Source organism: Pedobacter sp. FW305-3-2-15-E-R2A2, from assembly GCF_038446955.1.
Classification (GTDB): domain Bacteria; phylum Bacteroidota; class Bacteroidia; order Sphingobacteriales; family Sphingobacteriaceae; genus Pedobacter.
Map to the genome: position 1 here is coordinate 1,595,215 of NZ_CP151803.1, position 26,387 is coordinate 1,621,601.

General features: G+C 41.5%; 25 protein-coding genes. 17 read left to right on the top strand and 8 right to left on the bottom strand.

Annotation, left to right across the window (positions count from 1 at the left end):
- Positions 1 to 5 precede the first annotated feature (5 nt).
- The gene (locus tag AAFF35_RS06690; protein WP_342331632.1) at positions 6 to 794 is read left to right on the top strand and encodes a hypothetical protein; all 789 of its coding nucleotides are present in this window, start codon (positions 6 to 8) and stop codon (positions 792 to 794) included.
- A 101-nt stretch (positions 795 to 895) separates the two neighbouring features.
- Positions 896 to 2,935 (top strand): tetratricopeptide repeat-containing sensor histidine kinase, encoded by a 2,040-nt coding sequence (locus AAFF35_RS06695; protein WP_342331633.1) that lies wholly within the window; start codon positions 896 to 898, stop codon positions 2,933 to 2,935.
- 18 nt (positions 2,936 to 2,953) lie between these two features.
- Here the strand turns inward: AAFF35_RS06695 and AAFF35_RS06700 are convergent, their stop codons facing one another.
- Complete coding sequence (locus AAFF35_RS06700) at positions 2,954 to 3,184, bottom strand: hypothetical protein (RefSeq protein WP_342331634.1); 231 nt, start codon at positions 3,182 to 3,184, stop codon at positions 2,954 to 2,956.
- 289 nt (positions 3,185 to 3,473) lie between these two features.
- Here AAFF35_RS06700 and AAFF35_RS06705 point away from each other — a divergent pair, with 289 nt between their 5' ends.
- The 7 genes from AAFF35_RS06705 to AAFF35_RS06735 all read left to right on the top strand — a co-directional run bounded on the left by AAFF35_RS06705 (position 3,474) and on the right by AAFF35_RS06735 (position 13,882).
- Positions 3,474 to 4,058 (top strand): RNA polymerase sigma-70 factor, encoded by a 585-nt coding sequence (locus AAFF35_RS06705; protein ID WP_342331636.1) that lies wholly within the window; start codon positions 3,474 to 3,476, stop codon positions 4,056 to 4,058.
- An 83-nt stretch (positions 4,059 to 4,141) separates the two neighbouring features.
- Complete coding sequence (locus AAFF35_RS06710; RefSeq protein ID WP_342331638.1) at positions 4,142 to 5,305, top strand: FecR domain-containing protein; 1,164 nt, start codon at positions 4,142 to 4,144, stop codon at positions 5,303 to 5,305.
- 240 nt (positions 5,306 to 5,545) lie between these two features.
- A complete protein-coding gene (locus AAFF35_RS06715) occupies positions 5,546 to 8,971 on the top strand; it encodes a TonB-dependent receptor (RefSeq protein ID WP_342331639.1) in 3,426 nt (1,141 codons plus the stop codon).
- Between the two features lie 18 nt (positions 8,972 to 8,989).
- Positions 8,990 to 10,396 carry a RagB/SusD family nutrient uptake outer membrane protein gene (locus AAFF35_RS06720; RefSeq protein WP_342331640.1) on the top strand — a complete coding sequence of 469 codons (1,407 nt, stop codon included), beginning with the start codon at positions 8,990 to 8,992 and terminating at the stop codon, positions 10,394 to 10,396.
- A gap of 34 nt (positions 10,397 to 10,430) precedes the next feature.
- Positions 10,431 to 11,606, top strand: coding sequence for a TlpA disulfide reductase family protein (locus AAFF35_RS06725; protein ID WP_342331641.1), 1,176 nt, complete (start codon positions 10,431 to 10,433; stop codon positions 11,604 to 11,606).
- Between the two features lie 6 nt (positions 11,607 to 11,612).
- Entirely contained in the window at positions 11,613 to 12,683 is a 1,071-nt protein-coding gene (locus AAFF35_RS06730) for a TlpA disulfide reductase family protein (RefSeq protein WP_342331643.1), read from the top strand.
- A gap of 14 nt (positions 12,684 to 12,697) precedes the next feature.
- Positions 12,698 to 13,882 (top strand): TlpA disulfide reductase family protein, encoded by a 1,185-nt coding sequence (locus AAFF35_RS06735; protein WP_342331644.1) that lies wholly within the window; start codon positions 12,698 to 12,700, stop codon positions 13,880 to 13,882.
- A gap of 76 nt (positions 13,883 to 13,958) precedes the next feature.
- On the opposite strand, the gene AAFF35_RS06740 is transcribed toward AAFF35_RS06735, so the two are convergent.
- Positions 13,959 to 14,228, bottom strand: coding sequence for a hypothetical protein (locus tag AAFF35_RS06740; RefSeq protein WP_342331645.1), 270 nt, complete (start codon positions 14,226 to 14,228; stop codon positions 13,959 to 13,961).
- Between the two features lie 119 nt (positions 14,229 to 14,347).
- On the opposite strand from AAFF35_RS06740, the gene AAFF35_RS06745 reads away from it, so the two are divergent.
- The gene (locus AAFF35_RS06745; RefSeq protein ID WP_342331646.1) at positions 14,348 to 14,680 is read left to right on the top strand and encodes a hypothetical protein; all 333 of its coding nucleotides are present in this window, start codon (positions 14,348 to 14,350) and stop codon (positions 14,678 to 14,680) included.
- Between the two features lie 116 nt (positions 14,681 to 14,796).
- The gene (locus AAFF35_RS06750) at positions 14,797 to 15,489 is read left to right on the top strand and encodes a DUF2461 domain-containing protein (RefSeq protein WP_342331647.1); all 693 of its coding nucleotides are present in this window, start codon (positions 14,797 to 14,799) and stop codon (positions 15,487 to 15,489) included.
- 200 nt (positions 15,490 to 15,689) lie between these two features.
- On the opposite strand, the gene AAFF35_RS06755 is transcribed toward AAFF35_RS06750, so the two are convergent.
- Positions 15,690 to 16,166 (bottom strand): NUDIX domain-containing protein, encoded by a 477-nt coding sequence (locus AAFF35_RS06755; protein WP_342331648.1) that lies wholly within the window; start codon positions 16,164 to 16,166, stop codon positions 15,690 to 15,692.
- Positions 16,167 to 16,269: 103 nt separating this feature from the next.
- On the opposite strand from AAFF35_RS06755, the gene AAFF35_RS06760 reads away from it, so the two are divergent.
- Positions 16,270 to 17,565 carry an esterase-like activity of phytase family protein gene (locus AAFF35_RS06760; protein ID WP_342331649.1) on the top strand — a complete coding sequence of 432 codons (1,296 nt, stop codon included), beginning with the start codon at positions 16,270 to 16,272 and terminating at the stop codon, positions 17,563 to 17,565.
- Positions 17,566 to 17,832: 267 nt separating this feature from the next.
- Here AAFF35_RS06760 and AAFF35_RS06765 read toward each other — a convergent pair whose 3' ends face one another.
- The gene (locus AAFF35_RS06765; protein WP_342331650.1) at positions 17,833 to 18,633 is read right to left on the bottom strand and encodes a hypothetical protein; all 801 of its coding nucleotides are present in this window, start codon (positions 18,631 to 18,633) and stop codon (positions 17,833 to 17,835) included.
- Between the two features lie 28 nt (positions 18,634 to 18,661).
- The gene (locus AAFF35_RS06770; protein WP_342331651.1) at positions 18,662 to 18,967 is read right to left on the bottom strand and encodes a hypothetical protein; all 306 of its coding nucleotides are present in this window, start codon (positions 18,965 to 18,967) and stop codon (positions 18,662 to 18,664) included.
- Between the two features lie 116 nt (positions 18,968 to 19,083).
- Between AAFF35_RS06770 and AAFF35_RS06775 the strand changes: the two genes are divergently transcribed.
- The 4 genes from AAFF35_RS06775 to AAFF35_RS06790 all read left to right on the top strand — a co-directional run bounded on the left by AAFF35_RS06775 (position 19,084) and on the right by AAFF35_RS06790 (position 22,110).
- Positions 19,084 to 19,797, top strand: coding sequence for a hypothetical protein (locus tag AAFF35_RS06775; RefSeq protein ID WP_342331652.1), 714 nt, complete (start codon positions 19,084 to 19,086; stop codon positions 19,795 to 19,797).
- Between the two features lie 121 nt (positions 19,798 to 19,918).
- On the top strand, positions 19,919 to 20,452 hold the full coding sequence (locus AAFF35_RS06780) for a Crp/Fnr family transcriptional regulator (RefSeq protein ID WP_342331653.1): 534 nt from the start codon (positions 19,919 to 19,921) through the stop codon (positions 20,450 to 20,452).
- 112 nt (positions 20,453 to 20,564) lie between these two features.
- Positions 20,565 to 21,338 carry a type 1 glutamine amidotransferase domain-containing protein gene (locus tag AAFF35_RS06785; RefSeq protein WP_342331654.1) on the top strand — a complete coding sequence of 258 codons (774 nt, stop codon included), beginning with the start codon at positions 20,565 to 20,567 and terminating at the stop codon, positions 21,336 to 21,338.
- A gap of 331 nt (positions 21,339 to 21,669) precedes the next feature.
- Positions 21,670 to 22,110: a hypothetical protein gene (locus tag AAFF35_RS06790; protein ID WP_342331655.1), complete on the top strand. Its 441-nt coding sequence runs from the start codon at positions 21,670 to 21,672 to the stop codon at positions 22,108 to 22,110.
- Between the two features lie 59 nt (positions 22,111 to 22,169).
- Here the strand turns inward: AAFF35_RS06790 and AAFF35_RS06795 are convergent, their stop codons facing one another.
- The 3 genes from AAFF35_RS06795 to idi form a co-directional block, all read right to left on the bottom strand.
- A complete protein-coding gene (locus AAFF35_RS06795) occupies positions 22,170 to 22,859 on the bottom strand; it encodes an OmpW family outer membrane protein (RefSeq protein WP_342331656.1) in 690 nt (229 codons plus the stop codon).
- A 272-nt stretch (positions 22,860 to 23,131) separates the two neighbouring features.
- Positions 23,132 to 23,725, bottom strand: a complete 594-nt coding sequence (locus AAFF35_RS06800) for a hypothetical protein (RefSeq protein WP_342331658.1) — start codon at positions 23,723 to 23,725, stop codon at positions 23,132 to 23,134.
- Positions 23,726 to 23,752: 27 nt separating this feature from the next.
- Positions 23,753 to 24,292 (bottom strand): isopentenyl-diphosphate Delta-isomerase, encoded by a 540-nt coding sequence (gene idi / locus AAFF35_RS06805; protein WP_342331659.1) that lies wholly within the window; start codon positions 24,290 to 24,292, stop codon positions 23,753 to 23,755.
- Positions 24,293 to 24,421: 129 nt separating this feature from the next.
- On the opposite strand from idi, the gene AAFF35_RS06810 reads away from it, so the two are divergent.
- The gene (locus tag AAFF35_RS06810; protein WP_342331660.1) at positions 24,422 to 26,356 is read left to right on the top strand and encodes a KUP/HAK/KT family potassium transporter; all 1,935 of its coding nucleotides are present in this window, start codon (positions 24,422 to 24,424) and stop codon (positions 26,354 to 26,356) included.
- Positions 26,357 to 26,387 lie beyond the last annotated feature (31 nt).

The window sequence follows — 26,387 nt, forward strand, 5'->3', positions numbered from 1 at the left end:
CCCCTATGAAGAATCAGATTTGTACCGCTTGCGGTACGCAGTTGCCGATGAGCAGCAAACCCATTAAACTGTGTCCTATCTGTGTTGACGACCGGCAATACATCCCTGAAACAGGCCAGACCTGGACCGATCTGGATGAGCTCTCCAAAAATCACCTTATGGTTACTAAAAAGTTGAACGACCATCTTTATGAATTAAAGATGATGCCCTCGTTTGGCATTGGACAAAGGGCATTGTTGGTGATCACACCTGCAGGAAACATTTTATGGGATTGTATTTCCCTTCTAAATGAACCCATCATTGAATTTATCAATTCCAAAGGCGGATTAAAGGCCATTGCTTTTTCTCATCCTCATTATTATACGACAATGAATGAATGGGCGGCCACCTTTAACTGTCCGATATATATCCACAAGAATGATGAGCAGTGGATTTTCAATAAGGGAGATCAGGTGAGGCTCTGGGAGGGGGCAGAGCAGGAACTCTGGGATGGAATCAGCATCATCAATGTAGGTGGGCATTTTCCGGGTAGCAGCATTTTACATATTCCTTTTCTTTCTCCGAAGGGAGTAGTGCTTTGCGGGGACACCTTTTACATTTCTCCAAGTAAAAAACATATGGCTGCGATGTACAGTTATCCCAACAGGATTCCTTTACCTCTGGAAGAAATTAAACGGATTAAAGCGCTCATGCATCAGCTGGACTTCGATACTATGCATGGGTTTTATGCGGATCAGAATGTTTACTTAGTCGCAAAAGAAGTATTAGAAACTTCCATGAGCAGGTACGTTTAAAGATGGATTTCATAGCGTAGAACCGACTTAAGAAAGGGAGGATGTCCTGATCATTTGACAATGGAATGATTTGTGATATGAACAAAGGATAAAACCTGCTGATGTCTTTTCGAGTAACCTTATTTTTTCTGTGTTTAGTTTATACGCTTATGACTTTCTCCTGCAAACAAATTGTAAAGGAGCCGGCCAATCATCAGGTACACTTCGATACGGTGATTAATCAGGCCAGCACTTATCTTGGTGATGGTCAGAATAAAAGCGCAATTAAGCATCTGGATTCCGCTTATGGGGTCTTTCCTCATCCGGGGATTAAGGACCTATACCGGAAATATGATAACCTGTTTAACATTTACCTGAATTATGATTTCAATATCCCAAAGGCCAAGCTTTATACAGACAGTATTTTTTTCCTTTTAAAAGGGAAGGAAACGATTTATAAAAACGAATACACCAATGCGCTGTTTTTTCTTGGAGAGGTATTAATGGCCGAAAAGAGATACACAGAATCGTTTAAGGCTTTTTATGATGGGCGGTCTTTTGCAAATAAAAACCTGGAAGGCTGTCCGCTTTCTATTTTTAGTTATAGGCTTGGAATGGTCAGGTATACTCAGGAAGAATACGGGAAGGCCATCCCTTTCTTTAAAGAAGCGATCATTGAAAATAAGGGTTGTACCCCGGGCTTTGGCTTTGATTACCTCTTTATCAATCCTCAGAATTATCTGAACACCATTGCGTTGTGTTTTGAGAAATCGGGGGAGCTTGATAGCGCCATCGTTTATTATCATAAAGCACTGGATTTTATTGCTGCCAGTAAGGCTCGTTTTCCAAAACGGGAAGCTTTTATAACCGGGGCAAATGGGGTGATCTACGGAAATTTAGGTGGGATTTACGCTAAAAAAGGAGATGATCAACAAGCGGAAAAATACCTGAAGGAAAGTATTGCCATCAACGACCGGGCGGGTTATGAGATTCAGGATGCGCAAACAGCTAAATTAAAGCTTGCTGATTTGTACATCAGACGTTCGGATTTTATCCCTGCGGAAAGGCTTTTAAATGAACTGAAAGGCTATTTGTCCGGTAAATATGGTTTAGGACAAAGGAACAATAACATCAGGGTAAAATGGGTGAGGCTGAAGTATGAGTATTACCATAAAAGAGGGGAGCCTTTACTCGCTTACCCTTATTTGCAAAAGAGCGATGTGTCCCGCGACTCTGTGATTAGGGCCGACAGGGAGTTAAAGGATTTTGATATTGATAAAGTTTTCAGCGATAGCGAGCAGAAATATCGTCTGGCCTTATTGAATAAAGACAATCAATTGAAGACCGCTTACCTCGCTGCTGCAGTGATCTGTATCATTATGGTCATGATCATTCTTTTCTTTATCTGGTATAACCTGCGGCATTCCAGAAGGATAAATAAGCAGATTTCTGAACAGAACATCAATATGCAGAAAACACTGAGTTCCCTGGAACAGAGCCAGGAAGAAAATGTGAAGATGATGATGATTGTGGCCCACGACCTCCGCAATCCGATTGGAAACATCACCTCAATGGCTGATTTAATGCTGGTAGATCAGGAACGTCCTGAGGACGACCTGGTGATGCTGGAAATGATTAAGAAATCGGGACAAAATTCGCTTCATCTGGTCAATGATCTGCTCAAGGTGAATAGTAAGACCGAAAACCTGCAGAAAGAACCAGTAGACTTATATGTATTGCTTAATTACTGTGTAAACCTGCTTCGTCATAAAGCAGAAGAGAAGAAGCAGCAGTTAATTTTGCATGCAGTGCATGTGACCATACCTGTAAACACAGAAAAGATGTGGCGTGTGATGAGTAACCTGATTGGAAATGCGGTTAAGTTTAGCCCGGAATCGGCAATCATTAACATCAGCGTAAAGGAAGAAAAAGAAAGGGTTTTAATTGCTGTGGAAGATCACGGGATCGGAATTCCGGCAGCAATTAAAACCAAAATCTTTGATATGTCTGGCGAAGGACAAAGGTCGGGAACTGCAGGTGAACAACCTTATGGACTTGGACTTGCGATCTCCAGACAGATTATTGAAACTCATGGAGGAAGGATATGGGTGGAAAGTGAACCTGAAAAAGGATCCATTTTCTATATCGAACTTCCGCTTTAAAAAAGTAACCCGTAGGTGTTATACGTACTGGTTACGCTGTGCAATTTTCTGACCGATTTCAATCAGCTGCTGGTGGGTCATGAATACATCTGACTTCCATAGACCGCCATTTTCTCCGTCAGCAGGCCATACTGTTCCTACTTCTTTCTCTCCATTAAGGAGCTTGTACTTGTTTTCTTTGTCAAAAGGAACTACTTGTAGCTTTTCTTTTTTGTTGCTCACTGTTACTTCAATGTCAAATGGGTTCATTGGCTTATATTTTAGATGATTATAACTCTTATAACGGTTTTTTGTTTAAAATGTTTACTAATTTATAAAATAAATATTTTTAACTGTTGTGGATTTGTATTTTAATTTCTGTAATTATTTTTCATTCTACTTATTAGAAATTGGTTAAGCCTTTTTAAGGCCTTTAACCGTTTCTTTTAACCAATGGTTTTATGGTCTGAGGTCTGAAGGCCAATAGGAAGTACCCTCAAAATTCAAAATTGTTTAATCAACATTGACAGGTGTTTGTTACCTTTATGTTAAGGGGAACATGGGGATGATAACTTATACTGGTCTTAGTGACGGTGAATTGGCTATTTTATTGCAGCAGGGAGACCGGGCTGCTTTTACCGAGATCTACAACAGGTATAAGTATCTTTTATACCTGCATGTTTACAAGCGTTTAAGAAATGCCGATGAAGCGGAAGACATCATTCATGATCTTTTTGCAGTGTTGTGGAACAACCGGGAAACCTTTGTTTTAAAAACACACCTGTCCGGTTATTTATATACAGCGGTGCGAAACCGGGTCTTTAAATTCATGGCGCATAAAGACATCGAATCGGCCTACATTACTTCCTTTTTTGAAACTGCAAAGAGCACTGTTAATATTACGGATCATCTTGTCCGGGAGCATCAAATGACCGTACTCATTGAGAAAGAGATTGCTGCGCTTCCTTCGAAAATGAGAGAAATATTTGAGTTGAGCCGAAAGCACCATCTGTCTCATAAAGAAATCGCTGATCAGTTACAGCTTTCTGAGCAAACAGTTTCCAAGCAGGTGACCAATGCACTGAGAATCCTGCGGGCAAAACTCTGGTTTTTAACCTTCCTGGCCTTTTTTATTAAACCTTAATAATTTTTTTTAAAATGATCTACCTGTTCGGCAGGAGTTGATGGTCTATATCTTTAAACCCAGATCATTAGTGTCCTCAGAAGATGAACAAAGAAGAACTAAAATCATTACTTGAAAAATTCGATGCAGGGCAATGTACTGCAGAAGAGGTCGGCATGTTGGAAAGCTGGTATTTGCAATGGAGAACAGATGAAGAGATTGATCTCGCCGATGCAGAAGCCGAACAACGCATAGATCATATCTGGAGCAGACTCGATGAGGAGCCGGAAGTTCAAAAAACTCCGTTGCGTTTGTGGCCTCGCTTTGCAGCTGCAGCGGTCATTCTGATTGCCCTGAGCAGCGGTTTGTTCTTTTATCTCCACCGTGGCGGATCAACTTCTGTGAGCATTGCAAAACAAGATGTTCCTGCCGGAGGCAACAAAGCTTATTTGACCCTTGCAGATGGAAAACGAATTGTATTAAGCGATGCCGCGAACGGGGAATTGGCTAAGGAAACCGGGGTTGCCATTAGTAAATCGGCAGATGGACAGCTCATTTATACCCTTTCTGCGCTTTCAAATACAGCTAAAACTGGTCAACCGATATACAATAAGATTGAAACGCCAAAAGGCGGGCAATATCAGGTTGTTCTGCCGGATGGGACGAAAGTCTGGCTAAACTCCGCGTCATCGCTCCGCTTTCCGGCCATGTTTACAAATTTGAAAAAACGGGAAGTTGAATTAAACGGCGAAGCCTATTTTGAAGTTGCCCATAATAAAAAGCAACCTTTTATTGTAAAAACTGCCCGTCAGGAACTGTCGGTATTGGGAACTCATTTTAACCTGAGCAGTTATGCTGAGGAGGACGTCACGAAAACGACTTTGCTTCAGGGAGCAGTACTTGTTCACCGTCTCGGGAACATCTTGAATCCTATTGAGGGGAAAGATTTTGCACTGCTTAAACCAGGTCAGCAAGCGACACTTCGGAAGACCATTCAGACTGGTCCTGCAGATATTGAAATGGCTACGGCCTGGAAAGACGGGAATTTTCTGTTTAATGAGCTGGACCTGAAAAGTATCTTACAGCAGCTCTCCAGATGGTATAATGTAGAGGTCGATTATAGCCATGTTCCGGAAAACAGATTTTTTACCGTATTTATTTCCAGGAGTGTGAACCTTTCAAAGGTCTTGGAGATGTTGGAAATAGCGGGAGGGATACAGTTTGAAATAGACCAAAAGACCATTAAAGTGATCAACTTAAAACACTAAATATTAACCTAAAAACAATGCTTATGTAGTCATTTATACACCGCCAAGAAAAATTAAACCAGATGCGTTGCACCGCATCTGGTTCTATTAAGGCACAGCCGTAAAAAAAATAACTCAATCAACGAACCACAACCTTAACTTAACAAATGTATGAATTTCAAAATTCAATACAAGGAACCCTATTGCCCTAAAAAAGGTCTCCCTTCATTCTTCGATTTAAAATCTAAATTAATTTTAATTATGAAATTGACTGCAATTATCGTCCTGATCTGCTGTCTTCATGTTTCAGCATCCGGGTATTCCCAGCAGATCACCTTGACGGAGAAGAATACCCCATTAAAAAATGTTTTGCAAAAACTTAGGAAACTAAGCGGATATCAGTTGCTGTATGATGCACAGCTCATTGAGAAGTCGAGCCCCGTTACCTTAACGCTGACGAATGTTCCGATTGCCTTTGCACTGGAACAGATCTTCAGTCAGCAACCTTTTACCTTCAGCATCTTTGATAAAACCATTCTGGTGAAGGAAAAGCTCAGGGAGCCACAGTTTCGGACAGAAAGTAAGACCGTGATGATCATTAATGGTACCGTTAAAGACCTCAATGGAAATCCACTTAACCTGGTCAGCGTAAGAATTAAAGGAGGGAATAAAACGACTGCAACCAATGTAGAAGGTCAGTTTTCTATCAATGCGCCGGATGAAAACACGATTCTTGTTTTTTCCTGTGTAGGCCTTGCTACGAAAGAACTGCCCGCAAAGCAGGGGATGGTAGTGCAGATGGAGCCTGAGCTGAACAAACTCAATGAGATGGTCGTAGTGGGTTATGGAAGCACCAGAAGAAAGGACCTGACCGGATCTGTTTCTTCCGTAAATGTGAATGAAGTAAGAGATGTTCCTTTTATGAGTATCGACAATGCACTTGCCGGAAAAGCGCCAGGCGTACAGGTAACCAAGGCAGACGGATCTCCGGGTGGAGCGGTAAGGATCAGAATTCGTGGAGGGGCCTCTCTTCTTGGAACAAATGATCCCCTGTATGTGATTGATGGAATTCCTACCGTGATCTCTAATAATTACATCAACGGGCAGTCTGACATCGTGAATCCGGTAGAGGCTGCCAATTACGGAGAAGATTTTAACAACAGTGTTTCCGGCGCATTCTCCAGAGGGCTAAACAACCTTGCCGGCCTGAACATTTCCGATATCGAGAGTATTGATATCCTTAAAGATGCTTCTGCTACGGCAATTTATGGATCGAAAGCGGCAAATGGCGTAGTGATCATTACCACGAAAAAGGGAAAGCTGAACTCCAAACCACTCCTTAGTGCCAATTATTATGTAGGCCTTAACAATCCGATTAAAGAAAAGGTGTTGAATGCGGAGCAGTATAAAGCCGGACTTAAAGAAGGAGCCAATAATTACATCAATGAACGTAAACGCCTGAACCTGAGTTTAACAACAGGTACGGCAAAACAGGCCCTGAGCATCCTGAATGATCCTTCCTTCTTTGGAGATGCGGATACCGATTGGCTGGACCTGATTTTAAGAACAGGTGTTACCCAGAATGCGGATTTTGCTTTAAGCGGTGGTGGGATCGGGTCCAGGTATTATACTTCGCTTAATTATACCAATCAGAACGGAACGATAAAAGGAACTGATTTTACCCGTCTTTCCGGGAAAATAAACCTGGACAGCGAAATCTCCAAACGCTTACGTCTGATCACTAACCTGAATTTTGGTTATACACAAAACAACATTACGAACGGTGTTTATGGTCAGGCACTCACTGCGCCGCCTACATTTTCTCCATACAACAGCGATGGTTCCTACTCCCAGCTGGGTTTGCTCAGTTCAGATTACAGAGGTTATCAAAACCCATTGGCTGTAATTGCAGGAACCAACAGAGCAAAAGATTATACCTTGATGGGTTCTGTCTCCGCTGAATACGACATCCTGAAAGACCTGAAATTTAAGAGTACACTATCTGTCAACTATGGAGCCTATAACCAATTAAATTATGTGCCAAGTTTTGTCGAGATCGGTGGTTTTTATGGTCGTGAAAATTCCCAGGGCGGTTTAGGTACTCAGGCCAGTTCTAACTCTTTGAGTAGTTTTATTGAAAATACGCTGACCTGGAATAAAGAGTTTAATGATGATCATCGTTTAAACGTTCTGGCAGGTACTTCCTGGGAAAACAATAAAGCTGATTTCTTTTCCGCTACAGGAAGAGGTTTTCCGGATGATTTTATACTCAATAACCTGGGCTCGGCAGCGACGGCAGTATCGGTAAAAGGCGCAAATCCGGCTAGCCAGAGTTCCCTTTTGTCCTTTTATATCCGTGCGAATTATGTATTTAAGGATAAATACCTCTTCACTTTTACCGGCAGGTCTGATGCTTCCTCCAAGTTTTCTCCTTCCAATCAGGTCGGTTATTTTCCTTCGGGAGCCATCGGATGGAGAGTTTCTCAGGAGAACTTCCTGAAAGGAGTGAAATGGATCGATGAGGTTAAAATCAGGGCCAGTATGGGTAAGACCGGAACTCAAAGCATTGGCGACCATATGTGGCGTACTTTGTACGCTCCGGATGCTTATGCGGATAAAAATGCCCTGGTCCCCAATCAACTCGGTAACGTAAATATCAAATGGGAAGCGACCAGTCAGCAGGACCTTGGGTTAGACTTCTCCTTCTTTAAAGGCAGGCTCGGTGGTACTTTCGGCTATTACAATAAAGTAACCGACGGCGCACTTTTAAACCTTACACCTGCACCCAGTTCTTCTTACAGCAGTGTGATTTACAACATTGCCAAAATCAGGAACAGGGGATTAGAACTGGATCTTCATGGCGATTTTGTCAGGAGTAAAGGCTTCAGCTGGAATGGTGCTATCAATATTTCAAGAAACATTTCCAAAGTCATCAATATAGACGGCGGTCCTTTTTCTAATCCAAATGACCGGAATGCACTGAACCTGGGCACCAGTATAGTGAAAGAAGGCGAGCCTCTGGGCCTGTTGTATGGCAGGGTAGCAAAAGGGGTGATCAAGACCCCGCAACAGCTGGAGGATTATAAAAATGCTTTTCCCTACTGGAGCATTTTCAGCCCATTGTTAAACATCGGAGATATGTCGTATGAAATTGAAGATAGTTTCTGGAAGCAGGACATCATCGGACATGCAGCTCCTAAATTCTTTGGTGGCTATACCAATACGCTTTCCTACAAGAATTTTAGCCTGATCTCCCTGTTTACTTTTTCTTATGGCGGTGACCTGATTTATCAGAAGGATGTGAGTGATATGGGCTTCAATAGTTTGCCCAATAAAGGGATCAGGGCGCTGGAACATTATAGTGAATCCAATACCGGATCAGAAAGACCCAGGTATGTATTCAATGATACACCAATGCTCACCGATTTAAACGTATACGATGCCTCTTATCTGAAACTTAAATCACTTACGCTGGCCTATAATGTTTCTCAAAAGATCTTAAAGAAACTGAGGATGAGCAACCTGTCGGTATATGCGACAGGGACCAATATTTTCACGGTGACCAATTATCCTGGGCCTGATCCTGAAGTGAGTGATGATCCGGGAAGTGTGATCGGAGGCGGACGTGATGTGAGCACTTATCCAACAGTGAAGTCATACACCTTTGGTGTTCGTATGGGATTTTAATCATAAAATATTAAAGCGATGAAGAAATTAATTCTGATATACAGCCTGTGCTTTTTGGCATTGGGGATTCCAGTATCCTGCAAAAAGGAACTAAATGCATTGCCTACCCAGTCTAAGGTGGAAGGAAATGCGATCATTGATCAAAAGAGTGCGGAAGTGGCTTTAAACGGTGTCTACCTTCGGTTGGCTGAGGGTGGGGATGATCGGGGGACACCTAGTATACTGTGGTCCGGGAACCATGAAATTACCCCCACTTATCTGGCCGGTTATATTACCTATCCGCATGGGGGATCATCATTGGATGAGAACAACCTCATTTCGGCAACGGATTATTCTGTTGCAAGGTTGTGGGAAACCTATTATAGCCTGTTGAATGCAGCAAATGGGGTCATTGAGCAGGTTTCTAAACTTCAGGATCAACAGTTTTCCGGGAGCCGGAAGTTGGAGATTATTGCTGAAGCAAGGCTTTTAAGGGCTTATGGTCATCAGGGCTTGCTGCGGTATTTCGCGGAGTTTCATGACCTCAACAGCAATTATGGTGTATTGCTGAGGAAGGAATTCGTCACCACCAATAACATTGCTCAAAAGCGGAGCTCTGTCAAAGAAAGTTACGATTTTATTCTGGCCGATCTGGATGATGCGATTGCGCATGGACCAGTGAGCAGTGTAAATTACTATACCAACAGATGGGTGGCCAAAGCGTTTAAAGCAAGGGTCCTTATGATAAGGGGAGCTGCCGGCGACTACGCGCAGGCGGTTGCTTTGACGGACGACATCATCCGGAATTCCCCGTATTTGCTGGAAACTCATCTTCAGGACATCTTTAGTGCTAAGGGACTGGAAAGTAAAGAAGTAATGCTTGGACTGTTTCCAAAAGTGAACCAGGTGAGTAAATTCGATACTTATTTTTATAGAAATAGTCCGGGCTATACTGCTACAGCATCCTTAAAAGCGCTCTTTGCAACTGATCCGAGAAACAGCTGGATGATTGGTGTGGTAGGGACAGAACCTGATGGGATTCTTAAATATAAAGGGCCAAAGGTCGAGTTTTCTTATGCCTTGAGGTTGACTGAAGTTTATTTACTCCAGGCAGAAGGGATTGCACGTTCAGGTGGGGATCTTAATGCCGCAAAGGGCTTGCTTAAAACGGTGCTGACACATGCGGGGGTAAGCGATTTCTCTGCAGTAGACAATGCCAATACACCAGATGCACTATTGATTCAGATCTATAATGAAACTGCCAGGAACTTATCTTTTGAAGATGGTCAGGACTGGTCTGCGCTATTGAGAATGCCACTGTCCTTTGTATTGACGGTAAAGCCTGCAATTACAGATAAGAACCATTTTATTCTTCCAATTCCAAAAGAGGAGTTTGATAAAAATCCAATGATTGGTGATCAGAACCCTGGCTATAGCAAAAATTAACACCTTTTTTTAACACCTATAAAAACCCTAAATCATGAAAATAAGTCACCTTTTATTGCTGCCCTTTTTGTTTTACCAGGGACAAGCATCTTTTGCCCAGACGGGGCAAGCAAAAAATCAGTTCCAGCTTAACGGAAATGTGAGCGCTGCAGATTCTGTACTGCTTTATTATGCCGATGCTGCAGGAAAACAGGTTCAGGTATCCAAACCGATTGTGAACCGGAAATTTAGCCTTAGCGGCAAAATCAATAAGCCTGTGGGCGCCAGAATTCTATTTAAAAAGAAAGGGGAGGTGATTCCCCGCCAACAGTTTTGGGAAAGGATGACAGAAGTATACCTGGAGCCCGGAATACTTACGATTTCCGGTATTTCCACCGAGCCGAAAAACTTTAAAATCACCGGTTCGAAAACCCAATTGGAGTTGAATGAGCTCCAGGGAAGTATTGCCGGGATCCGAAAGGAGATGCAGCCCGTGATCGATGCTTTAGAAAAAGAAAAAGATCATGAAAAAGCTTCAGAAATCCGGGACCAGCTGGGACCATATAACGACAGGATTAAAAAGATCACCTATGATTTTTTTATCGCCCATCCCAATTCTTATGTGACTGCAGATATGATGCGGTTTTACCTCGCCCAAATGGGGTTGGATTCGACCAAAAGGGTGTACAATAACTTTAACGCGGCGATGAAAAAAGAGAAAGCGGTAAAGGAGCTGGACAAGGAAATCCGCAAGATTGAATCCGGAATGCCTGGAAGTGTGGCTACAAATTTTACGGCGAAAGACCTCAATGATCAGCCGCTGTCACTTTCAGATTTCAAAGGCAAATATGTGATCATTGATTTTTGGGCCAGCTGGTGTGTGCCTTGTCGCAAGGGAAATCCACACCTGATTAATGTGTACAATACTTACCATGAGAAGGGCCTGGAAATTATCGGTGTTTCTGATGATGACCGCAATCATGAAGCCTGGAAAAAGGCAGTAAATCAGGATAAAATAGGCATTTGGCATCACGTTTTGCGTGGCTTGGATATGGACCTGAGGATGAAAGATCTACCTAATCCGGGAGACATTTCTGAGAAGTATGGCATTCATTCTTTACCTACAAAAATCCTGATCGATCCATCGGGAAAGATTATAGGCAGGTACGGAGATCACAATGGTGGTTCTGATGAGGACCTCGATAAAAAATTAGCAGAACTATTAAAATAATCGAAGATGATAAAGAAATTAAAATTAATCATGCCCGCCTTGTTGTGCTGCGGCATTACGGTTTATGCGCAAACGGCAAACGTATCAGGTAAGCTGGAAGGTTTGAAAGAAAAAGAAATCTCTATCTATTACTTTAAAGATGGGAAAGCGGTGACGGATACTGTTAAGGTCAATAACGGCCAGTTTAAATGGGTGACGAAAATGGCTGAACCACAGAAGGTAGGCACGATGCTTTTCGGAAGGTATTATCAGTTTTTCGTGGAAAGTGGAAACATTAAAATCAGCGGAGGAAAAAGCACTGACGAAATAAAGATCACCGGATCTAAGTCGCAGGACGAATATGAGGCTTATGATAAAACCTTGAAAGACCTTGATGATCAGGAATCTCCTTTGTATAAAAAATGGGGGAAGGTAAGCAAGGATGAGCAGATTGCATTGGAGGAAAAGGTCGATGATTTAAGGAAACAGCGGAGGGAGCGGAACAACAATTACATTGCTGCACACCCTGCAAGTCCTTTAAGCATTAGTATGGTTTCAGAAAAGGCAATGATGGGAAGTTATGATGAGGTGGCATTGGCCTTTGATAAACTTGCTCCATCGGCGCAGCAAAGTGAGGAGGGCAAGCGCATCTCTGAGCGTCTGGCCATTTTAAAAAGAAGTGCGATTGGAGAACCGATGCTGGATTTCAGGCAGAATGATACCGATGGTAAGCCTGTACAGTTCTCCGCGTTCAAAGGTAAATATGTGCTCGTAGACTTCTGGGCGAGCTGGTGCGGACCTTGTCGTGCGGAAAACCCTAATGTTCTGAAGCTTTACAATGAATATAAGGACAAGAATTTTACCGTTGTCGGGGTTTCTCTTGACGATAAAGGGGAAAACTGGAAAAAGGCAATTAAGGACGACAACATGCCCTGGACACAGGTTTCAGACCTGAAAGGCTGGAAAAATGAGGTTTCCACTTATTATGGCATCATGGGAATTCCAAGCACCTTGTTAATTGATCCTCAGGGGAAAATTATTGCCAAAGACCTGCGTGGTTTAGCCCTGACAAAAAAACTGGCTGAATTGTTCAATTAATCTTTAAACTGTACATGAAATATACTTCAATAATGCTTTCCGGTGGCCTGATGTTGCTGCTGGGAGCGGGTTGTAAGCCCTCTGCATCAGATAGTTTTAGCATTAAAGGAACCATAAAAGGAGTGGATAGCGGAGTCGTGGTCCTTCAGCAGTTTGATGAAGAGGAACGGACCAGGAAAGTGCTGGACAGTGTCGTCTTTAGGAATGGTGCCTTTGAATTAAAAGGAAAAGTGGAAAATCCGGAAATGATGACGATTATCGTTAAGCCCGGCAATTGGGTAGCCAATGTTTTTGTAGAAAACAGCGATATGACTTTCGCATCGGACACTGCAGGGGCACTCCATTACGATTATACCGGATATGGAGGCGATAAAGGGGCGAATTTAAAAGATCCGGTCATTACTGGTTCCAGCAATCAGGAGTCTTACCAGACCTTTGACAAGGAGCCTCAACAGCTGAAATTTGCGGATGCATTTGCAGGATTGAATAAAGCATATGATGCAGAGAAGGATCCGAAGCTAAAGGAAAAAATGAAATTGAAGTTTGATTCTTTGGGTAAACTGAGTAATGCCTGGCAGTTGAAATGGATTAATGAATACCTCGTTAAACAGCCGTCATCGGTAGCAGGCGCGTACATCTTATCCAATTATTACCGGATGAATTCCGATATGGCCATCCCCGAAATAGATGCGCTGTTGAGCAAAATGGATGGAGCAGCGAAGCAATCCGTTTATTACCGGGGGATTCTGAAGCGTGTCAACTCCCGAAAGGCAGTGATGGTTGGGAAAAATGCGCCGGACTTCCAGCTTTTAAAAAGGGATAGCAGTTCATTTAAGCTTTCTTCCTTAAAAGGGAAATATGTGATGCTTGATTTCTGGGCCAGCTGGTGTAAGCCATGCCGGGAAGGAATCCCTCATTGGAAAAAGGTCTATCAGCAATATCAGCCTAAAGGATTTGAGATCGTCAGCATTACTAATGATAGCCGGAGATCGGATTGGATCAGGGCTTTGGATCAGGAACAAATGCCCTGGATCCAGGTGGCTGATGAGTTCCCGGTAAAAAACAGAACGGCCAGGGTCATCTCTCAGTATGAAGCTCCTTTTTTGCCCTTTTACATTTTGTTGGATAAGGAGGGAAAGATCCTTGTTCGTTCAGGAGAAGAGAAAGATATTGATCAGAAGCTGAAAGCGTTGTTGTAGTCGAATTGTGGTTTAAATCAATTTTTACGTTAAATAAATTCCCTGTCTTCTAAGTAAGAAGGCAGGGATTTACGCTCTAGTTTTCTTTTTTATTGTCTTTCCCTGTTTTATGGGTATTGTAAAAATCTCCTTTGATCCATTGGACCTTACCAAAATCCCTCATGACCGGGGCAATGATATAGGCTCCTGTTTGTGAATCCAGAATCACAATGCCCTGTTCTCCGATGACGGTCTTAAATTTACCCTCGTTTTCATCGCTATTGTTTTTGAAACTAATGATAGAGACCAGCAAAGCGGCCCCTAAAAATCCAATCATGATGGATTTAAGGTCTAGTGTAATTTTCATGTTTGAGAAATAATAAGGTTTCGAAATAAGTGTTTATTCAATATTACTAAATAAATCTTCCGGATCAGGACCTGGTTTGTAATATTTATAGGTTTGCTTTCATATTTGTATATTGAATCATGGAAATCAAAGTAAACCTCACAGGAGCTACCGGCCTGGAGGGGGAAGGGGGGCTGCTGGCTTGCCTGGAACATCCTCTGGTAAAGGAAGTACTGATGGTAAACCGCAAATCCAAGGGCCTGAAGCATCCCCGGTTGAAAGAATGTATCCTTCCCTCTTTTCTGAATCCGGATGAATTTTCCGGGCAGTTAACCGGTTGTGACGCTTGTTTTTATTGTGCAGGGATCAGTTCAAACGGCATAAATGAGTCTGATTATAGTCATATTACTTATGATACGATCCTATATTTGCAGAGAAATGCTGATGCCAGATCGCGTCAGCACCATGCATGAAGTTGGACTGGCCATGATCAACAGTGTATTAAAAGGCTATCCAAAATAAATTCTCGAAGTAACAGATATTAAACTGCTTGCTAAAGCATAAACATAAAATATATTCTATACGCCCCATGGCAAATTATTCTGAAAAAACATTACGAGTACATCAGTCTGGCTTTGATTTTCTAAATCAGTTAAAAAACAACAATAACAGAGATTGGTTCAATCAGCATAAACCTGAATTTGAGCAGGAAAAGATCCTTATGGAAGGTTTCGCAGAGGGTTTATTAGCCGGACTCCGGACTCATGATCTGATCGAGACTGCCTCCGGAAAACGCGCTTTATACCGCATCTACAGAGATGTTCGCTTCTCCCATGATAAAACACCTTATCAGACCTATTGGGGCGGAAGCTTTACCCGCGCCACCAAATTCCGCAGAGGCGGATATTATTTCCATCTTGAACAAGGCAGGAGTTTTATTGGCGGAGGTTTCTGGGGACCATCATCTGCAGATTTAAAACTCATCAGAGATGACATCTCTTTTGATGATGGGCCTTTGAGAAAGATCATCAACAGCCCTTCGTTTGTCTCCTGTTTTGGCGGATTAAAGGGCGATCAGTTAAAAACAAAGCCTAAGGGATTCGATCTGGAGCATGAAGCAATTGATTTGTTAAGGTATAAGCAGTTCTTGCTGATCAGGTCATTTTCAGATGAGCAGGTGCTTAGTGAAGATTTTTTAAAAGAAGCAGGGCAAACCTTTCTGGAAATGCGTCCGTTTTTCGATTATATGAGCGAGATACTGAGCACGGATGGCAACGGTTAATTAATCAAAGCCAGGTAGAAAGACATCCATCTATCTGCCTGGCTTAATGATAAAACAATCAAGTCGGGGGGACTTCCTGATTGCTAACTTTGAAAGCTTCTAAAATACAACCAAGTTGCGTTAAATAATGTTAAAGAAAGGTTAAAATGTGTTAAAAGAAAGCGGAGGAAAAAAGTTATTTTGTTGATAGTTAGCTGCCCTTAAATATGAGCAGGTACTATTCCGTCTTTTTCAAGGCTTTTGAAAAGCATTAAAACACCGGGAACCTGAGCTGGTTCCTGCAGATAGGTTTCCAGATCAAAATAGCGTACCTCTTCAATTTCATTGCAGGGTGTTATTTTTTCTGTCAGGTTGTACATAAAACAGTCCTGTTCCATTTGGATATGGCTATGTTCACCATAGGCCGCTGCGGTAATGTGCTTATAAAGTATGAGCTTTTTACTATTGAGGTGAAGGTTAAGTTCTTCTTTTACCTCTCTGATGATGGCTTGAAGCGAAGTTTCTCCCGCATCTATTTTTCCGCCCGGCAGATACCAGGCCTTTTTATTTTTGCTAAAAGCCAGGAGTAGCTTTCCATCTTTCAGGACCACTAGTCCTGCGGTATGCAGTTTTACAATTTCAGTATTCATGTATTCTTGTTCTTTCTTATCGGGCGTCGTGTTCGTTATCAATTCCATTTCAACTGATGTTGTAAATATATCAGTATTAAATTTAGGAACTTATCCCGGGCTTAACAATTTGTTCATAGTCTGATGCTCTTTTTGTAAAAAATAAGCACCTATGAAAAGAACATTACTACTTTCTTCTGTCGCCCTTGCGGTACTCTTTGCTTCCTGCAAAAAACACAATGACCGTACTGAGCCACAGATCAGTTATCCTGATATGGCAGAGGCCTCAGATCCGGCATTGTTATTCGAGGCATCCAATGGCGTGAAAGTATACAATGGGGGATTTGGATCTGCAGTGGCAACAGATCCAAATGCGGCCGATATATTTTACCTTTTAACAGACCGTGGTCCGAATGCCGAAGGGCCTACTTCAAATATAAAAATCTTCGGCAAGGCTGATTTTACGCCTCAGATTGGTAAATTCCGACTAAAAGACGGAAAGCTTGTTTTGGAGCAAACTATAGAACTTAAAAATGCCCTCGGACAAAAGTTAAACGGATTGCCTAATCCAGAGGGATCAGGTTCCACTGGTGAAACAGCGATCGACCTGACAGGGAAGACCCTTAACCCAAGTATCGATGGTATAGATTCTGAAGGACTCGTAAGGGCCTCAGACGGCAGTTTCTGGATCAGTGATGAATATGGTCCTCATATTCTCCATGTGGATGCGAACGGACGTACCATGGAAAGGATCAATCCTTTTGGCAATGGAACAGGTGGCAGGAGTATCCCTGCTGTTTTTGCGAAGCGCAAAGCAAACCGCGGAATGGAAGGATTGGCCATTACTCCGGATGGAAAAACACTGGTCGGTATTATGCAGTCGCCAATGTCCAACCCTAATGCTGCAGCTGCAACAAATTCTGTCGTATTGCGGATTCTTACTTTTGACATCGCCACTGCAGCTACAAAACAATACGTTTACTTAATGGAGAACCCTTCTTTAACAGGGGTAAGTGAGATTTTGGCGGTCAACGCAACTACTTTTCTGACACTCGAAAGAGACGGAGGTTATGGTGGAGCGTCAACATCAGCTGCGACCTTTAAAAAGGTTTTTAAGATTGATCTTTCCGGAGCAACTGAAATCTCTGATCCCAACAATTCCGCTACAGGTAAGCTGTATTCCGGTAAGACGGTAGAAGAACTGAAAGATCAGGCAGGTTTGACTACCGCCGGTATTGTTCCCGTAAGTAAGTCCGTTGTTCTGGATCTGCTAAAGAATTTGCCTTCGATTTACCCTCATGATAAAGCAGAAGGCCTGGCGCTGATCAATGGAAATACATTGGTCATTTCCAACGACGATGATTTTGGTGTAATTCCAGGGCCGGGAGGAACTTTTGCACAGAAAATTTTGCCCTTTACCAAATCTGTAGACCGGAACAGGTTGTATTTTGTGAAAGTCAAGTTGTAAGGTGAGGGGATTTTTTTTTATGAAATAGCCGCAATTAAACAACCTGCTGATCCGAAAATCAGCAGGATTGTTCATCGCGTTTCTTTTATAGATCAAAAAGAATAAAACTCTAATTTTTGCCTACTGCTTTCAGGGGTTTCGGCATGTCCCTTCGTTTTTAAATTTACGAAGTTCCATTGCCGTTAAATAGGGCAATTCGTCCCAAAATTTAATGTTCTGAAATTAAATAATTAAAAGATCTATACCTGGATTAATCCTGCTTTAAGGTTAGCCTTTTAGAAGAAATAGTTGTCTGATGTTAAGTTGAATGTCATATAAACTGCTCATGGTATAAAGTCCGGCAGGTATTTCCAACATACTGTTATCCGGTTTTTCTTTTACGCCAATGGCCAGTAAAACAAATTGATTCGCAAAATCCGGTAAATGTGTTCTGTTGTAGATCCCAAATTTCGAAATGACTGGTTTTTCAATTCCCCGACCTTTTGCTTTGAGATTTTTCACCTGGTCTAAAGTTGGAATGCTTTCAAATACACCATCATAGAACTCAACCACAGGCCTTTCATTTCCTGTATTTACTTCATGAACATAGGCTACGTAGAAATGCTTGTTGTATTGTATAGAAATGACATCTTCCGCTCTAAAAAAGGTGACACTGTCCTGGTAAGCCGGTTTTCGTTTTAAGGGCTCCGGACTGGATTTCAGGAATGTTTTTATCTCTTCGGATTTTCTAAATAAATCATCGCTTGACAACACATGCTTGTTCATATAGTCAATCGCATCTATTGCTTTTTGTGTGAGGTCTTTGTCCTGAAATCCATATTTGTGTAAGGTGATTGCGATGGCAAGCCAGGTGGAATGTACTGTTGATTCGCTTACTTCAGGGGCTTCAAGCAAACAGTTCCATCTCGCTAATAGTTGAGGAAGGATTTCTGTCAGCCATTCTTCCGGAGCTTTGTTTTTGGCCTGCGGACCCAGCATTGCCTGGTAGGTCAGATAGGCAATCTCGTCGTCAATACAACGTGCAAAATATTTATTGGCAACTTTAGCCAGGATCTGTTGATGTGTCATGATATGTTAGTGGTTTAAAGGAGTTTTTTTAATCTCCCAGGAGTTCTATCTCCCAATTGTTAGTTGATAAATAGGCTAATAATCCCCTGAATTCCAAAATCGCAGTGGTCTTTGATTTATCCTTGTTGAGGTCTGTTTTAGCCACATAATCATCAATTATTCTGAGGAGTACTTTTTGATGGTCGACCGACAGGCGATTGTCCGTATAAGGATCAATTGCTAAGCCCGTCCAATGTTTAAAGGTTTCAAATATTTCTTCAAGCCTGTTGTATTTAGCTGTGTCGAGTCCAAATAAGTAGTCGCTGTTATCGAGCCGGTGAAAATCCAATGCCATAATGCCCAAAATAATGAAAAAACGAAACTCTTGTTCACATGGGTCAATAATAATTACCTTAGCGCAAAGCTTTTTTTTAATGGTAAGCACTGGCATGATCAGCTTTAATTGGAACTGTGGACGAAATTGATAAACATAAACTGGAAAATTTAAGGCAGCAGCTCCCTATAGGACTGCGTCATGGACTTAGTCTCCTTGAAAAGGCAGGTGGAAATGTGGAAGCGGCGGCAGGTTATTTCAGACAGGAGTGTATCGCCTTAATTGTACAGAAGACCGGTGTTTCTGAATTGGAGGCCTCAGCACATTTATTGGAGCATAACTTTGATATTGCTGCGACATTAAAGCATATTGACGAAGCGCGCTTTACCCTTACAGAACTGATCATCAGAAGAAATAAAGATAAGGAAGAAGCGCTGGAAAAAATCGCCGCGGCAGTAGTAGAAAAAGAGCAACTGATCCGGGAATACTGGCTGCATCCTGATGCTTTGAGTCGGCTTCAACCGGAAGTGTTTTGTCTGGTCATGCTGATGGAATGGCTTGGTTTTGCTGGTTGGGAGGATTTTGAAACTGCGTTATATTTTCACCTGGATGTGGTAACCGATCTGATCCATAGGCAACTTTTGTTGCCTGAAATAGCCGGGACTTTAAAAGAAGCCCGGGCAATTGCTATCGCTCAGGCTCCTCAGCAAAAAGCTTTTTTAGAAAAAGATGGGTTTGTAAGCCAGACAGCCGAACTTACCGCACAAAGCAATTTGTTTGAAACACAAAGACCGGTACTTATCAATACACTTTACCACTTTGTAGAAAACAATAGGAGTAAATTTCCATAATCAGTTTAGTCGGTATTTGTTTTAGTAAAAAAGACCATGTTTAAACTTATTGTGTACTTCTATTTTGAAAAATTGAATAGATTTGAAGATGAGCCTAGCCTTCCGTCAACACATAGAGAAAATGACCATATTAACAGATGCAGAGTTTGATGAGGTGATTTCTAAATTTAGTGTTAAGAAGCTTAAAAAACATCAGTTTTTGGTACAAGAGGGTTCAACGGTGCTTCATGATTACTGGGTAGTCAAAGGGCTGCTTAAAGCCTATCATACCGATGAGGATGGAAAGATACATATCCTTCAATTTGCGATGGAAGATTGGTGGATTTCAGACTACCAATCTCTGGTATACCATACTCCGGCATGCATTAATATCGACTGTATTGAAGACAGTGAGCTGTTGGTGATCTCTGCGGAAGACAGGGAGTTACTTTGCAATGAGATAAAGGGGATGGCCAATTTTTTCCGTAAGAAATCCCATGCCGGTTATGTTGCCTTACAACAACGGATTTTGTTCCTGTTGAACAAGAATCCACAGGAACGATATAACCGGTTTTTGAAATTGAATCCTAAGCTCTTGCAACGTTTACCAAAAACCTTGCTTGCTGCCTATATAGGCGTATCAAGAGAAACATTGAGTCGTCTCAGTCATCCATAGTGTGATTGTAATCACATAAATTTTGTGACCAGCTTCCTTTTAGTGCTTCTATTTTTATTGAAACTTTGTGCCCTTGTCCATTGTAATAATGGAGGTGTTTAAATTCAATACTATGAAAATGATTAAAAAGGGAATGATGGTTCTTGCATGTTGCGCCATTTTCTCCTCTGTAAATACAGCAAATGCGCAAACCCTCAAATCTAATCAGATGAAAAAGAAAGTCTTATTTGTGGTGACTAGCCATGACAAAAAAGGAAGTACCGGAGAAGCTACAGGTTATTACCTCGGAGAGGTTAGTCACGCCTGGAAAGTATTAAAAGAAGCCGGTTATGAAATAGATTTTGTGAGTCCTAAAGGTGGCAATCCACCGGTCGATGGATTCGATCTTTCGGATGCCGTGAACAAAGAGTTTTGGGAAGATCAGGTATATCATCAAAAGATCAGCAATAGCCATAAACCTTCGGAAATAAAAGCAGACGATTACGTAGCGATATATTATGCCGGGGGGCATGGAGCAGTTTGGGACCTTCCTGATAATCAGGAAATCGCAGGTATTGCCACTAAAATTTATGAAAACAATGGGGTGGTTAGTGCAGTTTGTCATGGACCAGCCGGATTGGTAAACATCAAACTAAGCAACGGAAAATTCCTGATTGATGGTAAAAAAGTAAGTGGGTTCACGAATGAAGAAGAGAAAGCTGTTAAACTGGAAAATGTAGTTCCGTTTTTACTGGAAGATCAATTGAAAGAACGTGGCGGAATTTATGAGAAATCAGCTCCATGGCAGGAACATGTGGTAACGGATCAGCGATTGGTAACCGGACAAAACCCACAATCTGCGAAAGCAGTAGGTGAAGGCGTAAAGAAAGCATTGGAGAATTTATAACTTCCTGTTCATAGCAGATCAAAATAAAGAAATGCTGAATTGCGATTAAAACTACAGTCGGTATACTGCTCGGGTAGTGTTATGGTTGAGTTGTGATACTGGTCGACTCTTCTCTATGTTTCGTTCGACTCTTCTTCGGGTCGGAGTCGAAGAATACTTGCAAAGACTTCGCACCATATTCGGCCAGAACATAGAGAACGATAAAAATCAACCATAACACTACCCGAGCAGTGTCCCTTGATGATGTTTGCGAAAAGGCAGGTAGCGAAAGGTGATCATTTTGGAGTAATTAATCAAAAGAAATGATAGGTTTGATCCTTAACTTGTCAAAATGAATTTAAACCTGCAAAAACCATTTATTGAAGTAAAAGTGATTTGGAAAGATGACGATATGTTTGAAATGTCTGTCAGTGCTTTTAACGGTGGCTTTTATGGTAGGACTGAAGTATATGAACAATCTAAGCCCTTATCAGCCTTTGCGAGGTCTTTAATTGCTTATCCAAAAGGCAGGGAGGTTTTATTTTATGAAGCAGGGGAGAAAGATAGCATCTCTTATTTTTCTATGAAATACTATCCTGTTGGGGTAAATGGAATTGTGGGTGTAGAAGTACATCTGGAATCTAATGTATGTACCCAATACCGGGAAGAGGAAAAAGACAAGCTCAAGCTGGAAATTATTGTGGAGCCGGCTGCGATTGATCGTTTTCAGAAAGAACTGCTTCAATTGGCAGAAAAAGAAGAAGGAATTGCCACATTATACGGGCAGATATGACCTTTCCGAAATCATTCCGGAAAGGCCATGTAAAATAGTTTTCAAAGAAATTCAAACGGCTAAAACTTGCAGCCAATGCCTACACCCAATAACCAGGGCCTGATTTTTACATCTGCTTCTATATTGCTCAGCACTGGAGCCAATTGTGGGCTTCCTGAGGGTGTAAGGTTCGACGCATCAACAGTAGCGGTGGTAGAAAGGAATATTTTCTTCAGATCCACATTGATGAACAACCTTTTACTGATGTCGTAATCAAAGCCAGCCTGTGCTGCAAAAGCAAACTTGTCCTTATACTTTATTCCTTTGACTACCGGACCTTCATCAGCACTGTAAAAAATGGTGTAATTGACACCTGCTCCAAGGTAAGGATTAAACTTTCCAACGGGATAATGATATTGTAAGGTCAGGGTGGGTGGGAGTAACCATACCTTGCCCAGATCTACCTTTGCCGAGCTTGCTGCACCTATTGCACTGAGGTCAGAACCAACCGTACTCACCTTATGTCTGGTGGTTCCAAGAATCAGTTCCGCCGCAAAGTGTTTGTTAAAGAAGTACGTGAAATCCAGTTCCGGAATAAAGGAGTTTGAAATTTTGGCATCACCACCTATCACTCCGATTGAAGCACTTTCCTGAGGAATAACTGCGACTCCTCTAAGTCTGACTCTCCACTGTTCTCCGGTTTGGGAGGATTGAGGATAAGCGTAAAGTCCGGCCATCATTAGCGCCATAGATACAATTAACTTTTTCATATCAGTAATATTTATTTGAAGCAAATCTATAGGTGTATGCCAAGGATAAAAATGCCTTAAAGCAGGTATAAAAATGATATTGCTCAATATATATTTATACAGATTTGATGAAATTCGCATCGCCGGCAGGTATAAATATGTAATTTTGGTCATTGTGGATAAGCAAGAAACCCTTATACATTATTACCACCCACAGAATTTCAATAATTTCTTTAAGAAACAGGTTGGAGAAAGTCCACGTTCATTTAAATCAGCGCTGTAAATTAGCCTGATTACAGTAGATTTTCTATGGACTTGCTATCCGTAGGCTCGCGTCTGAGGATCTGAAGTGCCGATTCCTTTTTTAACATCATAGCCTTCACCTCCTGATATTCAAGTGGGTAAAAATCATGGTTGTCTACGCCAATATCAAAGGATAGTGAATTCCTATCTTCTTCCAGTGTTCCATGGGAGTGGCCATATAAATGGAAGCTTCCTTTTCCTTTGCCATTCCAGTTTCTAATCGAATAGTGGAACAGCACGATTTTTTGTTTTCCACCTGGTACGGTATCGTCATTCACTTTCAGTTCATAATAATCTTTCACCCACTCGAACCTCTTTTTACAGGAAAGGGCGGAGACTTCGTGATTACCGGTGATGAGGTAAATGCTTCCGTTTAAGCGTTTAAGAATCTCTTTTAGTCGTTCGGGACGGTTGAGTGCAAAATCTCCAAGGTAATAGACTGCATCTTTATCATTTACCTTTTCATTCCATTTCCGGATCATGGTTTCGTCCATTTCCTCTACACTTTCAAATGGCCTTCCGGCATATTGAATGATTCCGTTATGCCCGAAGTGGTGATCAGAAGTAAACCAGATTTTGTGCATGGAGCGTTTATTATAGAGACAAATCTACTAAAATTCCTTATCAAACATTTTATAATAATGAAACAGGACCTGCTCAAACGATATTTTTAACCAGGCAGTGTAGTTTTCCGGATGTTCAATCAGGTCGGCTTTTAGTTCTTCCATATCTACATATCTGAAAGCACTAACCTCTTCGGCATTGGGTTGCGGCAGATTATCGCTTGTTCCGAAGTACACATGGTCATATTCATTTTCTATCAAGCCATCCCCAACTTCAGCTTCATAAAGAAAACTAAAAACCGGCTCCATTTTACATTCCATGCCCATTTCTTCCTGTAACCTCCTTACCGTTGCATCAGTAGTTTCCTCTCCAGGCTTGGGGTGACTACAGCAGGTATTGGTCCATTCGCCAGGAGAATGGTATTTATTTAACGCCCGTTGTTGTAATAACAGTTGCTTTGATGCGTTAAAAATGAAAATAGAGAATGCCCTGTGAAGCTTGCCCTGGAGGTGTGCTTCCAATTTTGGCATCGTTCCTATCACCTCATCGTTGGTGTTTACAAGTATCACTTCCTCTTCTTCTATCATAATCTGATTGCTTTATACTCCTGATGCAAAAATACTTTGTTTTTAGGGATATCCTCATTCTATTTATAAAGTCTTAGACAGGAAGAACTTTTTTAAACCTTAGCAAATTTCGTTTGTTTTTTATAGGTCATGTTAACAGATAAAAGGGTCCATAAATTATCGGCTGCGGGGCTATTGATCAGTTTAGGTATTATATACGGTGATATTGGTACTTCACCCTTATATGTTTTTAAAGCGATTATCGGAAACAGGCTGATTACTTCTGAGCTTGTTCTTGGCAGTTTATCCTGTATTTTTTGGACTCTTACGCTCCAGACCACTGTAAAATACATTCTGATCACCTTACAGGCTGATAATAAAGGAGAGGGAGGGATTTTCTCCTTATATTCTCTTGTACGGCGGAAAGGGAAATGGCTGGTCATTCCTGCGATGATTGGAGGGGCCGCTTTACTGGCCGATGGGATCATCACGCCGACCATTACTGTTTCCTCCGCCATTGAAGGGTTGGAAATTAAATATCAGGGACTTCCTACCATTCCTGTTGTTCTTATCATCATTACCGGCATTTTTTTTATTCAGCAATATGGGACTTCAATTGTGGGTAAAACATTCGGGCCGGTAATGTGGCTCTGGTTCACGATGCTCGCAATTTTGGGCTTAACCTTTATCATCAGAGCACCTGAAGTTTTTAAAGCGATAAATCCTTATTATGCCTACCATCTTCTAACGACAAGTCCTGAAGCTTTGATCATCCTTGGAGGTGTTTTCCTATGCACCACAGGTGCGGAAGCCCTATATTCGGATTTGGGACACTGTGGGAGGTCCAACATCCGAATCAGCTGGATTTACGTTAAAACATGCCTTTTATTGAATTATTTCGGACAAGGCATTTGGCTTATGACACAGGAGGGGACTCGCCTGAATGACAAGAATCCTTTTTATCATTTAATGCCCGACTGGTTTCTTTACTACGGTATAGGGGTTGCTACCCTTGCCGCGATTATCGCCAGTCAGGCTTTAATCTCAGGTTCATTTACCTTAATTGCGGAAGCGGTCAGGTTGAACCTCTGGCCGAAGGTGAGAATAAACTATCCTACCATTCAGAAGGGGCAATTATATGTTCCTTCTATGAATCTCATTTTATGGCTTGGTTGTATTACGGTGATTTTCCTGTTTAGAAGATCTACTTATATGGAGGCTGCATATGGCTTGTCAATTACCATTGCGATGTTAATGACTACGATATTGGTTTCCATATATCTGCGGCTTAAAAAGGTGCCAGGTTATCTGGTAGTTCTTTTTTTATTGACTTATGGATTAATTGAACTTACTTTTTTTATTGGAAACCTGGCTAAGATTTTTCACGGCGGCTGGTTTGCTTTAACTGTAGGCTGTGTGTTGTTCTTTATCATGTGGTCTTGGTCTAAAGGAAGAAAAATAAAGAATAAATATGTCAGGTTTGTGGACCTGGAAAATTATTACTCCATCATCCGGGAATTAAGTTCAGATATTTCTGTTCCTAAATATGCTTCTCAACTGGTCTATTTAACGAGTGCTAAATTCAGCTCGGAGCTGGAGTCGACGATCATTTATTCTATCCTTCAAAAGCAGCCAAAAAGAGCTGATGTGTATTGGCTGGTGCATGTGGATGTTCTGGATCAGCCTTATGGCCGACACTACAAGGTAATTCCTCTCATCTCTGGAAAGCTGATCAGAATAGATTTTAAATTAGGTTTCAGGATAGAGCAAAGGATTAGTCATTTGTTCAGGTTGGTGGTACAGGAATTGGTTAAAAGTAAAGAAGTAGACATTATTAGTCAATATCAATCTTTAAGAAAACATCATATCATTGGAGATTTTAGATTTGTGGTACTTCAAAAGGTACTTTCCCGCAGTAATACTTTAAGTATTATGGAGAGGTTTATCGTTGCCTGCTATAATACATTGAAACATTTTAGTTTATCTGAGGAAAAGGGATTCGGACTGGATTTGAGTTTTGTTACCGTGGAAAAAGTTCCTTTAATTGTCTCAAAAACAGAAGAGGTAAATTTGATACGTCTTTAATATCAGTAAATAAACAGTTTAAACAAGTTCA

Bases quoted from the DNA above. Each gene is read 5' to 3' on its own strand.
- AAFF35_RS06765 (WP_342331650.1), bottom strand. From the start codon at position 18,633: ATGACACATCAACAGATCCTGGCTAAAGTTGCCAATAAATATTTTGCA.
- AAFF35_RS06705 (WP_342331636.1), top strand. From the start codon at position 3,474: ATGGGGATGATAACTTATACTGGTCTTAGTGACGGTGAATTGGCTATT.
- AAFF35_RS06745 (WP_342331646.1), top strand. From the start codon at position 14,348: ATGGAAATCAAAGTAAACCTCACAGGAGCTACCGGCCTGGAGGGGGAA.
- AAFF35_RS06715 (WP_342331639.1), top strand. From the start codon at position 5,546: ATGAAATTGACTGCAATTATCGTCCTGATCTGCTGTCTTCATGTTTCA.
- AAFF35_RS06690 (WP_342331632.1), top strand. From the start codon at position 6: ATGAAGAATCAGATTTGTACCGCTTGCGGTACGCAGTTGCCGATGAGC.
- AAFF35_RS06755 (WP_342331648.1), bottom strand. From the start codon at position 16,166: ATGGAATTGATAACGAACACGACGCCCGATAAGAAAGAACAAGAATAC.
- AAFF35_RS06795 (WP_342331656.1), bottom strand. From the start codon at position 22,859: ATGAAAAAGTTAATTGTATCTATGGCGCTAATGATGGCCGGACTTTAC.
- AAFF35_RS06710 (WP_342331638.1), top strand. From the start codon at position 4,142: ATGAACAAAGAAGAACTAAAATCATTACTTGAAAAATTCGATGCAGGG.
- AAFF35_RS06785 (WP_342331654.1), top strand. From the start codon at position 20,565: ATGAAAATGATTAAAAAGGGAATGATGGTTCTTGCATGTTGCGCCATT.
- AAFF35_RS06740 (WP_342331645.1), bottom strand. From the start codon at position 14,228: ATGAAAATTACACTAGACCTTAAATCCATCATGATTGGATTTTTAGGG.
- AAFF35_RS06790 (WP_342331655.1), top strand. From the start codon at position 21,670: ATGAATTTAAACCTGCAAAAACCATTTATTGAAGTAAAAGTGATTTGG.
- AAFF35_RS06780 (WP_342331653.1), top strand. From the start codon at position 19,919: ATGACCATATTAACAGATGCAGAGTTTGATGAGGTGATTTCTAAATTT.
- AAFF35_RS06730 (WP_342331643.1), top strand. From the start codon at position 11,613: ATGATAAAGAAATTAAAATTAATCATGCCCGCCTTGTTGTGCTGCGGC.
- AAFF35_RS06750 (WP_342331647.1), top strand. From the start codon at position 14,797: ATGGCAAATTATTCTGAAAAAACATTACGAGTACATCAGTCTGGCTTT.
- AAFF35_RS06770 (WP_342331651.1), bottom strand. From the start codon at position 18,967: ATGGCATTGGATTTTCACCGGCTCGATAACAGCGACTACTTATTTGGA.
- AAFF35_RS06760 (WP_342331649.1), top strand. From the start codon at position 16,270: ATGAAAAGAACATTACTACTTTCTTCTGTCGCCCTTGCGGTACTCTTT.
- AAFF35_RS06725 (WP_342331641.1), top strand. From the start codon at position 10,431: ATGAAAATAAGTCACCTTTTATTGCTGCCCTTTTTGTTTTACCAGGGA.
- AAFF35_RS06735 (WP_342331644.1), top strand. From the start codon at position 12,698: ATGAAATATACTTCAATAATGCTTTCCGGTGGCCTGATGTTGCTGCTG.
- AAFF35_RS06720 (WP_342331640.1), top strand. From the start codon at position 8,990: ATGAAGAAATTAATTCTGATATACAGCCTGTGCTTTTTGGCATTGGGG.
- AAFF35_RS06700 (WP_342331634.1), bottom strand. From the start codon at position 3,184: ATGAACCCATTTGACATTGAAGTAACAGTGAGCAACAAAAAAGAAAAG.
- AAFF35_RS06810 (WP_342331660.1), top strand. From the start codon at position 24,422: ATGTTAACAGATAAAAGGGTCCATAAATTATCGGCTGCGGGGCTATTG.
- idi (WP_342331659.1), bottom strand. From the start codon at position 24,292: ATGATAGAAGAAGAGGAAGTGATACTTGTAAACACCAACGATGAGGTG.
- AAFF35_RS06800 (WP_342331658.1), bottom strand. From the start codon at position 23,725: ATGCACAAAATCTGGTTTACTTCTGATCACCACTTCGGGCATAACGGA.
- AAFF35_RS06695 (WP_342331633.1), top strand. From the start codon at position 896: ATGTCTTTTCGAGTAACCTTATTTTTTCTGTGTTTAGTTTATACGCTT.